Consider the following 10,763-nt stretch of genomic DNA (forward strand, 5'->3'; position numbering starts at 1 on the left):
GCCGGGCGTTCCCAGCGCATGGCCGCCGCCCAGGCACCCGCCGAGCACGACGGCCAGGACGGCGACGAGGCAAACGCTGATGGCCCGGGCGCGGCGCGATCGCATGGGGCCATCGTGGCAGCCGGCGAGGATTTTGACAAGTTACTTGTCAATCGCACTGCGGGTGGCACACTCGTCCCATGCGACGCCCTCTGCATCCGGACTGGCAACCCACCGTTCCCGCGTTGGTGAACCTGGTGGCCGCGTCCGGGGCGCCACGGTTGCGGGCGGCGTTTGCCGCGGCGGGACTCGACGGGATCCGCCCGGCGCCAGCGGTCGCGCTCGTACCGTTGGCGGCCGGCGGGCTGCACGCGTCGGATCTGGCCGATCGACTCCAAGTGAGCCGGCAGGCTGTCGCCCAGGCGATCACCGGATTGGAGCGACATGGCTACGTCACCCGCGTTCCCAACCCGCTGGACGCGCGAACCCGAATCATCGAGCTGACGCCACGCGGCCGACAAGCGCTGCACGTAATGCGCTCTAGCGCAGTCGAATTGGAGCGACAGTGGGAGCAGGCCCTGGGGCGGCAGCGATTGACCGAACTCCGTGAAACCTTGCAGATGTTGCTCGCGGCTCAGACCGGGGCGGCGGGAGAATAGCCGTCGCCGGAAATTCCCGTTTCTTGATCTTCGCCGACGGCCTAGGCTCGACCCAAGACAGTGAACAGGAGGCGCCGTGCCCATCTTCATGGTCGAGCGCAACTTTGCCGAGGAACTCGAGCCCGGCCTTGAGGTCGCCGACGGTATCAACCGGATCAACGACCTGGTGGGCGTTCGCTGGATGTACTCGTTCCTGTCGGCGGACAAGCGCAAGACGTATTGCCTGTATGAGGCGCCGTCGCCGGAGGCCATCAGGTCCGCGGCCGCGCGGGCGGGCCTGCCCGCCGACTCCGTCGTCGAAGTGAAAGAGCGCCTGATGCCGGACGGGGCGTTGTCCGACATCTGAGGGCGCTAGCCGAGCAGCTCGTGGTCGGCCGCGTACATCGCCGCCTGCGTGCGGTTGGCGGCCCCGGTTTTGATCAGGATGTTGCGCACGTGGTTCGCGGCGGTGTTGGTGCTGATGAAGAGGCGTTCGCCGATCGCGCGATTGCTCAACCCCTCGGCGAGCAGCCGCAGCACCTCCACCTCCCGTTCGGTCAGGCCGTCCGGCCCCACCGGACCCGCGGCCAATACCGAATCGGCCAGGTCGACGACGCGGGTCTGCCCGATCGCAGCGGCGATTCCGCGCGCCTCGTCGGCCAGGCGCCGGGCATCCTCGGTGCGGCCGCACGACGCGGCGAACACCGCGTGCCGGGCCAGCGTCTCGCTGACATGCACCACCGAGCCCATCCGGCGGTCCATCTCGAGCGCGGCGGCGAAGTGCCGCTCGGCGGCGGCAGCGTCCCCGCAGAGCGCCGCCATCCGGGCCAGATATCGGTCGGCACTCCCGAACAGCGCGACGAACTGGCCGGCCACCAAATTCTTTCCGGCATAACGCGAGACGAATGGGCGCAGCGCGTGGACCGCTTCGCGGTGGGAAAGCCCTAACGCCGCCTCGACCATGAACACCAGCTCCATCGGCCACTGCGCATCCTCGAGGCGGTCGCCGAGGTTGCGGTTGAGCAACTGATTGAGCGCACGGTTCATGCCGCGTTCGCACTGCAACTCGGTGTAGAGGGCAAGCAGCCCGGGCACCCAGCGGCCGGTGAACGTTTCACTGCCGTCGATGAAGCCACCGAACCTTTTCAAGTCGCCGGTCTCGCGGCGGATCATGAACATCTGGACGCCGTTCGAGCCCTCGGTGTCGTCGGAGCCGAACAAATCGCCTGTGCGCAAGGCGATGTCGGCCCATCGTTCGGCGCCGGTGAAGTCACCGCGCAGGTAGGCCAACGCTTGTTCGATGCACGCGCCGACAAAGCCGAAGGCGGGTTGACCGCAGCTTTGGGCCGCGCGCCGCATGTCGGCGGTCGCTGCGGCCAGGCCGTCGGGCCGGCCGGCCAGGTAGCTGACCATGGCGTGGAAGTGCGACGCCGCACCCAACGACTCGTAGTCGCGGCGCGACAGCGCCATGCCCGAGACCTCGGCGGCGCGCTCCGCCTGGATCTCGCTCATCTCCGGGGTCAGGCCTTGCCAGAGGCTCGTCTTCAACGTATGCAGCAGCACCGCCTCGTCGCCGACAACCCGCGCGCGCTCGATCGCGTCGGCGCCGACCTCGCGGGCCCGCTCCGCCTCGCCGGCGAAGGCCAGCGCGCGTCCGAAGCTGCCGAGCGCCTGCACATAGCGCGGGTCATCGGCTTGCAACCCGCACGATTCCAGCGCCGCCGCCAGCAGGTCGGCCGCCTTCGAAGTCGACTGTCCGGGGCGCCAATTCGCTTCCTCGTAGCCGACGGCGGCCTCCAGCCGCATCAGCGGGTCATCCATCGCGCCGATGCGTTCGTAGATGGTCCGCGCCCGCACGAAGAACCCGGCGCGCACGTGGTTGGCGGCCGCGTCCAGGTGCAGCCTGGCCCGCTCCGCGAGGCTGAGCTCGGGAAGCGAGGCGGCCCGCTCGAACCACTTGGCCGCATCCTCATAGGCCAGGCTGTGTTCGGCCATCCGCGCCGCCCGGCCCGCATACCGCAACGCCTGTTCGTGGTAGCCGAGCACGTGCGCCATCAAGAAGTGGTTGGCCAGACGCGGAACGAGCGAGGGGTCGGCACGTCCCTCCAGCGCCTCGGCGGCGCGCGCGTGCATGATCCGCAGGCGCGATGGCGCCATCCCGCCGAGCACCGACTCCCGGGTCAGCGCGTGCACGAACGCGAACTCGCCGTCGGAATCGGGCACCGCGCGCACCAGCCCGACGGCCTCGGCCGAATCGATCGCCGCCAACGTCGCCCCGACTTCCGTGTCGCAGGTCGAGATGAGCGCGGGCAGGTCGAACGTCTGGCCGAGCACCGCCGCCTGCTCGATGACCGCCCGCACGCCCGTCCCCAGCCCGGCGAGGCGGCGGGCGATGGCGTCCCCGATCGATCCGGGCACCGTCTGCTGGGCGCTCAATGTGGCCAGCCCGCCGCGGATTTCGAGGTCGTTGACCAGTTCGGTCAGGAAGAACGGATTGCCGCCGGTCCGCTCGCGCAGCAGGGCGGCGGCCGTGCGCACCGACGCCGGCGCAAGCTGCTGGGTTCGCGCGACGAATTCGGCGATCGCCTCGGTGTCCAGGCCCGCCAGGTCGAGGCGCCGCACCCCGTCGAACCGGTGCAGCTCGGCCAGGCGGGTGGCCAGGTCGTCGGAGCGGTCGGGCTCGGTCGTGCGGAACGTGACCACCACCAGCACACGCACATCGGCGCAGCCGATCAGCACGTGCTCGAGCAGCGCGAGGGTGGGGAGCTGCGCCCAGTGCAGATCGTCGAGGATCAGCGCGACCGGGCGATCGACCGCCAGACGGCGCAGGAAGCCGGTCAGCGCATCGAAGAGGGCCTGCCGCGCCGGCCCGACATCCGGGGCGGGGGCGCCGTCGGGCAAATGCCGAATCACTTCCGGTGCGAGCCGTCGCAATTGAGGGCCCGCGTCGCTCAACGCTTCCGCCATCGAACCCGGCGGACCGGCGACCATCAGGCGGTCGAGCGCTTCGGCGAAGGGCGCGTACGGCAGGTCTTCGTCGGCCGTAGAACTTCCCACCAGCACCGTCACGCCGTGGTCGAACAGCGTTCCAGCCACCTCCGCGGCCAGGCGCGTCTTGCCGGCGCCGGGCTCGCCGCCGATGAACACCGCCTGGCGATTACCCCGCTCGACCCGCTCCCAGGCCTGCTCGAACACCGCCAGTTCCGCGTCGCGACCCACGAGCGGGCCGCGGCGGCGAGCGATCAGTTCGGCCGGGAGCGGGGGCGGCACCCACTGCGCCATGCAAACAAGGTAGCCGCGCCGGTATTGGTCGGTCGATAGTCAGATGTGACTATCGTGGAATGCCCCGGAAATGCTCGGTTGTGGTCATGACGCGCGGCTCACCGACCTCGTAACGTCGCCGCATCAGGACCGGCGAGCAAACAAGGAGGTGTGGGCCATGAGCCTCACAACCGCAACCGACGAATTACGCACCCGGCTCGGCTCACAGGTGATCCTGCCCGGCGACCCGCGGTACGACGAGGCGCGGGCGGTCCACAACGGCATGATCGACAAGCGGCCCGCGGTGATCGCCCGCTGCGGTTCGCCCGCGGACATCGCGACCGCCCTGGAATTCGCGCGGGACCGCAACCTCGTTGTCGCCGTGCGCGGGGGCGGTCACAACGGCCCCGGCTTCGGCACCGTCGACGGCGGGCTGGTCATCGACCTGTCGCCGATGAACCGCATCGACGTCGACGCCGACCGCCGCACCGCCAAGGTCGAGGGCGGGGCGACGTGGGCGCAAGTGGACGGCGCGACGCACGCATACGGGATGGCGGCGCCGTCGGGCATCATCTCCTCCACCGGAGTCGGCGGCCTGACCGTGGGCGGCGGCCACGGCTACCTGTCCCGCAAGTACGGCCTGACCATCGACAATCTGGTCGAGGCCGAGCTGGTGCTGGCCGACGGCCGCGTGGTGCGGGCGTCCGAATCCGAGCATCCCGACCTGTTCTGGGCGCTGCGCGGCGGCGGCGGGAACTTCGGCGTGGTCACGTCATTCACGTTCCGGCTGCATCCCGTGCACACCGTGATCTGCGGTCCCACCGCGTGGCCCGCGTCGGCCACCGCCGATGTCCTCTCGTGGTACCGGGACTTCATGCCGGCGCAGGACGAGGATCTCTACGGATTCTTCGCGGCCATGACCGTCCCGCCGGTGGCGCCGTTCCCCGAGGCTTTCCACCTGCAGAAGGCGTGCGCCGTGGTCTGGTGCTACACCGGCGATCCCGCCGGCGCCGAGGAAGCGTTCGCGCCGGTCCGGCAGATGGAACCGGCCTTCGACGGGCTGGGCGCCGCTCCGTTCCCGGCGCTGCAGTCCACCTTCGACGGCCTGTATCCCAAAGGGCTGCAATGGTACTGGCGCGGAGACTTCTTCCGCACGGTGCCCGACGACGCCGTCGCGGCCCACGCCCGCTTCGCCCAGGAGCTGCCGACCATGCACTCCACGATGCACCTGTACCCGATCGACGGCGCGGTCCATCGGGTGGGCCAATCCGAGACCGCGTGGGCGTACCGGGACGTCAACTTCTCGCAAGTCATCGCGGGCGTGGATCCGGACCCGGCGAATGCGGAGTTGTTGAAGCGCTGGGCCGTTGACTACTGGGACGCCGCCCATCCGTACTCGGCCGGCGGCGCCTACGTGAACTTCATGATGGACGAGGGCCAAGAGCGGGTCCGCGCCACCTACGGCCCGAACTACCAGCGGCTCACGGAGGTCAAGGCGCAATACGATCCCGGCAATGTGTTCCGCATCAACCAGAACATCCGGCCCGCGCGCTGAACTGTTGCGGCTACGGCGTTTTGAGGAAGACGTCGTTGAGCGTGACGGTGCGCAGGTTGCGCTCGCGGATGGTGTCGACGAGCTGCGGGTAGACGTGCGTCACGGGCAGATGATTGAGGTGCCCGATGACGATGGCCTGCGGCGTGAAGTACTGATCGGCCATCTGCACGATGTACTCCTCGGTGATCAACGTCGAATCCGACAGCGAACCCGACCATAACGTCGGCACGGTGTAGCCCAGGTCGGCGGCCACGGCGTCGACGACGGCATTGCGCTTCGCGTACGGCGGCCGCCAGTATGGCTTTGCGCCGATGCCGTACGTCTTCTTCAGGAATTCGTCGTTGCGGCTGAGCTGTTGGGCCACTTGCTCTTTGGGCAGCGTCGTGAGGTCAGGGTGCGACCACGTGTGGTTGCCGAGTTGGATCTGTCCGCTGTCGACCAGGGGCCGCAGCATCTCCTTGTTCTCGGTCCAGGAGTCGTAGGTGCCGTTGACGAAGTACGTCAGCCGCACGCCGGTGTCTTTGGCGAACTGGGTGTACGCCCGCACCACCTCGCTGTTGACCCCGTCGTCGACGGTCAGCGCGAGCAGGTCGCCCTCGCCGGGGATCTTCATCAGCGCGCCCCCGCCGGGCAGCGGGATGCGGGCGCTCAGCGGCGGCGGCGGCAACAGCGCCGTCGGGGCGGTCGGGCCCGAGGTCGCGGCGCCGGAAGCCGCCGGCGCCTGAGCGAACGTTCGCGGCTGCGGGTCGACCACCAGTCGGGCCGCGCCGACGCCGGCGACGACCGACGCGGCGAGCGAACCGAGGAACTGGCGGCGATTCATCGCGGGCAGGCGAAGGCCCGGAGCAAACGTCGGACGGGGTGATCCGGACCGGGCCCGGTGTTGGCTGCGCCGCTGCGCGCTTGGAGCCGACCCCCGGAGGGGCCGCCCGTCGTACACGAAATCGCCAGCCATCAGCAGCGAACCGTACCACTACCAGGAACAATATGTCGGATGCGTTACGGGAGGGTCAGCTGTGAATTTCGCGATCAGTGTGATTCCGTGCCGCCGCGTTGGGGCAGCTGGACCGGCTCGGCGGCGGGTGTCCCCAGCGTCGAGGCCAGCCAGGGCAGCGCCGCCTCAAATGCCCCGGCGGCAAACGGCCAGTCATGCTTGCCCGGCTGACTGACCACGGCGCAGGTGATGCCGTTGGCGCTGGCCGCGGCGCACAACGCGTTGGCGGCGGCGTCCTGGCCCTCCGGATTGGCGGCGGGGTCGGTGCTGGGAGCGCTCCCGGTGGGGTTGGCCTCCTCGGCGACGTTGCGCGGCTCCGACGATCCCGGAACGTCGAACCAGCCCGACAAGCCGGTGTACCGACCATGCCGCGCGATCACCGTGAGCGGGTCGAATGCCGCCCAGGCGGCGCGGTCGCCGCCGAACAGTTTGGCGATCGTCTGATCCTTGGGGCCGACGTTCGGGCTGCGGTCACCGGCGATGTCCACGAACGCGCTGAACAGCTCCGGATGCATGACGGCCAGGTCGACCGCGCAGGTACCGCCCATCGACCATCCGGCGACGCCCCAGTTGGCCCGGTCGGCGCTGACGCCGAAGTTCGACACCATGAACGGCACGATGTCCTTGGAGAGGTGATCTGCGGCGTTGCCCCGGCTGCCGTTGACGCACTCGGTGTCGTTGTCGAACGAACCGGTGGGATCAACGAACACCAGCACCGGCGAGAAGCCGCGATGGGCGGCGGCGAAGTTGTCGATGGCGGTGAACGCGCCGCCAGGGCCGAGCCAGTCGGCCGGGGTGTTGAACGCCGAGCTGATCATCATGACCGCCGGCAGTCGAGGCGGCGGATTGCTGTTGAACCATGCCGGCGGCAGATAAACCAGTTCCCGGCGGTGGCGAAAGTGCGAGGCGTTGTCATCGATGTCCACCGGCACCACCACGCCCTTGGTCGGCCTGGTACCGGCGACCTGCATCTCGGTGACCCGGAGCCGGTCGATCTGGTCGGGCAGCGGCACCGAGGTGAGTTGGTTCCAGGCGGCGAGCGCTGTCGGGAAGTAGCCCACCCAGCCGTTCAACGCCAGCGCCGCGCACAAGGCGCACAGCGGTATGGAGAGCACCGCCACCCCGCGACGCCACCAGCGGGCGCCCCGCCAGCCCACCAGGAAGACCGCGGCGGCCAGGCCGCTCAGCGCGATCCACAGCCACAGCGTCGTCGGCGCCGGGTCCCCGGCCACGCCGAGCGACGTGATGTACCAATACGCGAGCGCGGTCACCGCGACGGCCGCGATCAGGGCCACGGGCAGCACCCGCTTCAGCCAGCGCGGCGCACGCCACTGGATCGCGATGATCAACACCAGCAGCGTCAGCCCCTGCACGGCAGGCGGAAACCAGCCGTGCAGCAGGGACAGTCGTCCGAAGAATTGGTCCAACGGTCGTTGCCTTTGCTGAGTCGATCGCTGCGTGGGCGGACCCGTGGTCTTTTCGAACGCGGGGGGTCGCAACAACTATCCCACACCGGTCCCACCCGCCCGCCTGCCAGCGTGGCGTGTGGGCGCGGTGATCTAGGCGGCCGTGACGCTGCTGAACGAGCGCAGCCGCAGGCTGTTGGCGACCACGAAAACGCTGGAAAAGGCCATCGCGGCGCCCGCCAGCATCGGGTTGAGCATGCCGAGTGCGGCGAGCGGGATCGCGGCGATGTTGTAGCCGAAGGCCCAGAACAGGTTGGCCTTGATGGTGCTCAGCGTGCGCCGGGACAGCCGGATCGCATCGACCGCGGCGCATAGGTCACCGCGCGTGACGGTGAGGTCGGCGGCTTCGATCGCGACGTCGGTGCCGGTGCCCATTGCCACCCCGAGGTCGGCGGTCGCCAAAGCCGCGGCGTCGTTGACGCCGTCGCCGACCATCGCGACGACCTTGCCTTCGCACTGCAGCCGCCGGATGGCGGCGACCTTGTCGGCCGGCAGCGTCTCGGAGACGACCTGCGTGATGCCGACCTGGTCGGCGATCCGATCGGCGACCGTCGCGTTGTCGCCGGTCAGCAGGATGGGCGTCAGGCCCAGCCGCTTGAACTGCCGGACCGCTGCGGCGCTGGTCGGTTTGACGGTGTCGGCGACCACCAGCACCCCACGGGCGCGGCCGTCCCAGCCGACGGCGACCGCGGTTTTGCCCGCACTCTCGGCGCGGGCCTTGCCCGCCGACAGCGCGCCGTCCAGCGGCTGGCCCCAGTCGGCCAGCAGGCTCGCCCGCCCGATGACGACGGTGCGGCCGTCGACGTCTCCTCGCACGCCGCTGCCTTCGAGGCTGGCGAAGCGCTCGGCGGGGTGCAGGGCACCGAGCTCGGCTTTCGCGGCGTGGGCGATGGCTCGAGCGATGGGATGTTCGGACGCATCCTCGAGCGCACCGGCGTAGCGCAGCAGCGTTTGGCGGTCGGTCCCCGGCCCAGTGATCACGTCGACGAGAGTCATCTTGCCGGTGGTAACGGTGCCCGTTTTGTCGAGCACGATCGTGTCGACCCTGCGGGTGGACTCCAGGACTTGGGGCCCCCTGATCAGCACTCCGAGCTGAGCCGCGCGGCCGGTGCCGACCAGTAGTGCGGTCGGGGTCGCCAGGCCCAGCGCGCACGGGCAGGCGATGATCAGCACCGCGACGGCCGCGGTCAGTCCCGCGATGAGTGGGAAGCCCAGCGCGACCCACGCACCGAGCGTCGCCAGGGCGATGCCGATCACCACGGGGACGAACACGCCGGAGATGCGGTCGGCGAGCCGCTGCACCTCGGCCTTGCCCGATTGGGCCTCCTCGACCAGCTTGGCCATGTGCGCGAGCTGCGTGTCGTCGCCTACCCGGGTGGCGCGGACGACGAGGCGCCCGCCGGCGTTGACCGTGGCCCCGGTGACGGGGTCGCCCTCGCCGACCTCGACGGGGACGGATTCGCCGGTGAGCATCGAGGCGTCCACGGCCGACGAACCCGAGACCACGATGCCGTCGGTGGCGATCTTCTCCCCGGGCCGGACCACGAAGTCGTCCCCGACGGCGAGGCGGTCCACGGGGACGCGGGTTTCGGCGCCGTCCCGAAGCACCGCGACCTCCTTGGCGCCGAGCTCCAGCAGGGCGCGCAGCGCGGCGCCCGCCGTCCGCTTCGAACGCTTCTCGAAGTACCGCCCGGCCAGTACGAACAGGGTCACCCCCGCGGCGACCTCGAGGTAGATGTTGCCGGCGCCGTCGGAGGGGCGGACGGTCAATTCGAAGCCGTCGCGCATCCCCGGTTCGCCGGCCGTCCCGAAGAACAGCGCATATAACGACCACAGGAACGCCGCCAGCGTGCCGATCGAGACCAGCGTGTCCATGGTGGCGGCCCCGCGTTTGAGGTTGGTCCAGGCGGCGGCATGAAACGGGCGGCCGCCCCACACGACGACCGGTGCGGCCAGGACCAGCGATGCCCACTGCCAATAGCGGAACTGCAACGCGGGCACCATCGCCATGGCGATCACCGGGCCGGCGAGGACGGCCGTGGTGATCAGCCGGGTGCGCAGAGCGCCCAGCTCCGGCCCGTCGGCCTGCGCGGGTGCCTCCCGTCGGGGCGGCAGCGCTGCCGTGTAACCGGCCTGTTCGACGGCCGCGATCAGCAACCGCGGGTCGTATCCCGAGGGGATCGTAAGCGCGGCCTTTTCAGTGGCGTAGTTGACGGTGGCGACCACGCCGTCGAGCCGGTTGAGCTTCTTCTCGATCCGGGCGGCGCAGGACGCGCACGTCATCCCCGCGATCTTCAGCTCGATTTGGCTCACCGGCGCCGCGCTCATGCCACCAGCACGGCCTCGTAGCCGGCCTCGTCCACCGCGCCGAGGACCGCGGCCGCGTCGACGGGAACAGAACTCGTGACCAGCAGCCTGCCCGTGTCGGCACTGACGTCCACGCGCTCAACACCGGGGAGGCGGCCGACCTCATCCTTGACGGCGGCCTCGCAGTGGCCACAGCTCATCCCGTCGACCCGGTATTCGCTCGTGGTCATGTCATTCCCTTCCTGATACCCCGGCGGGGTATGCCAATTTTCAACGTCCGCGTCCCCGCGAGGTATTCCCACACCGAGCCGTTGGCGCAACCGGGCGCCGGCGGGGAAACCTCGGAGGCAACGGGGCACCACCATTCTGCCTGGTGGAAGCGCCAAGACCGCGGCCGGGATCGGCCACGACCGGCTCAGACGTAGCCCACGCCGATATCGACTGAAAGCTGGGTCGCCGTGACCAACCGGGACTGGTCGGAAACAAGCCAAGCGACGGCGTCGGCGATGTCCTCCGGCCGGGCGATCCCCTCGGGCAACAGCGGCTTGTGCAGGCCCCGCAAG

At 69.9% G+C, this 10,763-nt stretch carries 9 protein-coding genes; 3 read left to right on the forward strand and 6 right to left on the reverse strand.

Annotated elements, in window-relative coordinates; genetic code table 11:
- The first annotated feature begins 179 nt into the window (after positions 1 to 179).
- Both A5711_RS09345 and A5711_RS09350 read left to right on the forward strand, forming a co-directional pair.
- Positions 180 to 638 carry a MarR family winged helix-turn-helix transcriptional regulator gene (locus A5711_RS09345; protein WP_067945740.1) on the forward strand — a complete coding sequence of 153 codons (459 nt, stop codon included), beginning with the start codon at positions 180 to 182 and terminating at the stop codon, positions 636 to 638.
- A gap of 76 nt (positions 639 to 714) precedes the next feature.
- Complete coding sequence (locus A5711_RS09350) at positions 715 to 984, forward strand: DUF4242 domain-containing protein (RefSeq protein ID WP_067945742.1); 270 nt, start codon at positions 715 to 717, stop codon at positions 982 to 984.
- A 5-nt stretch (positions 985 to 989) separates the two neighbouring features.
- Here A5711_RS09350 and A5711_RS27940 read toward each other — a convergent pair whose 3' ends face one another.
- The gene (locus tag A5711_RS27940; RefSeq protein WP_067945744.1) at positions 990 to 3,899 is read right to left on the reverse strand and encodes an AAA family ATPase; all 2,910 of its coding nucleotides are present in this window, start codon (positions 3,897 to 3,899) and stop codon (positions 990 to 992) included.
- 157 nt (positions 3,900 to 4,056) lie between these two features.
- Between A5711_RS27940 and A5711_RS09360 the strand changes: the two genes are divergently transcribed.
- Entirely contained in the window at positions 4,057 to 5,433 is a 1,377-nt protein-coding gene (locus A5711_RS09360; RefSeq protein ID WP_067945755.1) for an FAD-binding oxidoreductase, read from the forward strand.
- A gap of 10 nt (positions 5,434 to 5,443) precedes the next feature.
- Here the strand turns inward: A5711_RS09360 and A5711_RS09365 are convergent, their stop codons facing one another.
- The 5 genes from A5711_RS09365 to A5711_RS26210 all read right to left on the reverse strand — a co-directional run.
- Positions 5,444 to 6,256: a polysaccharide deacetylase family protein gene (locus A5711_RS09365; protein WP_067945746.1), complete on the reverse strand. Its 813-nt coding sequence runs from the start codon at positions 6,254 to 6,256 to the stop codon at positions 5,444 to 5,446.
- A gap of 206 nt (positions 6,257 to 6,462) precedes the next feature.
- Complete coding sequence (locus A5711_RS09370; protein WP_067945749.1) at positions 6,463 to 7,854, reverse strand: alpha/beta hydrolase family protein; 1,392 nt, start codon at positions 7,852 to 7,854, stop codon at positions 6,463 to 6,465.
- 132 nt (positions 7,855 to 7,986) lie between these two features.
- Positions 7,987 to 10,221 (reverse strand): cation-translocating P-type ATPase, encoded by a 2,235-nt coding sequence (locus tag A5711_RS09375; RefSeq protein WP_067945751.1) that lies wholly within the window; start codon positions 10,219 to 10,221, stop codon positions 7,987 to 7,989.
- Positions 10,218 to 10,430, reverse strand: a complete 213-nt coding sequence (locus A5711_RS09380; protein WP_067945753.1) for a heavy-metal-associated domain-containing protein — start codon at positions 10,428 to 10,430, stop codon at positions 10,218 to 10,220. The genes A5711_RS09375 and A5711_RS09380 overlap by 4 nt, the downstream gene beginning before the upstream one ends.
- Before the next feature lie 185 nt (positions 10,431 to 10,615).
- On the reverse strand, positions 10,616 to 10,763 hold a 148-nt coding region (locus A5711_RS26210), incomplete at its 5' end, for an SDR family oxidoreductase (protein WP_156744848.1).

Source organism: Mycobacterium sp. E2238, assembly GCF_001672665.1.
GTDB lineage: Bacteria > Actinomycetota > Actinomycetes > Mycobacteriales > Mycobacteriaceae > Mycobacterium.

Excerpts from the sequence above, each read along its gene's own strand:
- A5711_RS09380 (WP_067945753.1), bottom strand. The coding sequence starts at position 10,430 with ATGACCACGAGCGAATACCGGGTCGACGGGATGAGCTGTGGCCACTGC.
- A5711_RS09365 (WP_067945746.1), bottom strand. The coding sequence starts at position 6,256 with ATGAATCGCCGCCAGTTCCTCGGTTCGCTCGCCGCGTCGGTCGTCGCC.
- A5711_RS09375 (WP_067945751.1), bottom strand. The coding sequence starts at position 10,221 with ATGAGCGCGGCGCCGGTGAGCCAAATCGAGCTGAAGATCGCGGGGATG.
- A5711_RS27940 (WP_067945744.1), bottom strand. The coding sequence starts at position 3,899 with ATGGCGCAGTGGGTGCCGCCCCCGCTCCCGGCCGAACTGATCGCTCGC.
- A5711_RS09360 (WP_067945755.1), top strand. The coding sequence starts at position 4,057 with ATGAGCCTCACAACCGCAACCGACGAATTACGCACCCGGCTCGGCTCA.
- A5711_RS09345 (WP_067945740.1), top strand. The coding sequence starts at position 180 with ATGCGACGCCCTCTGCATCCGGACTGGCAACCCACCGTTCCCGCGTTG.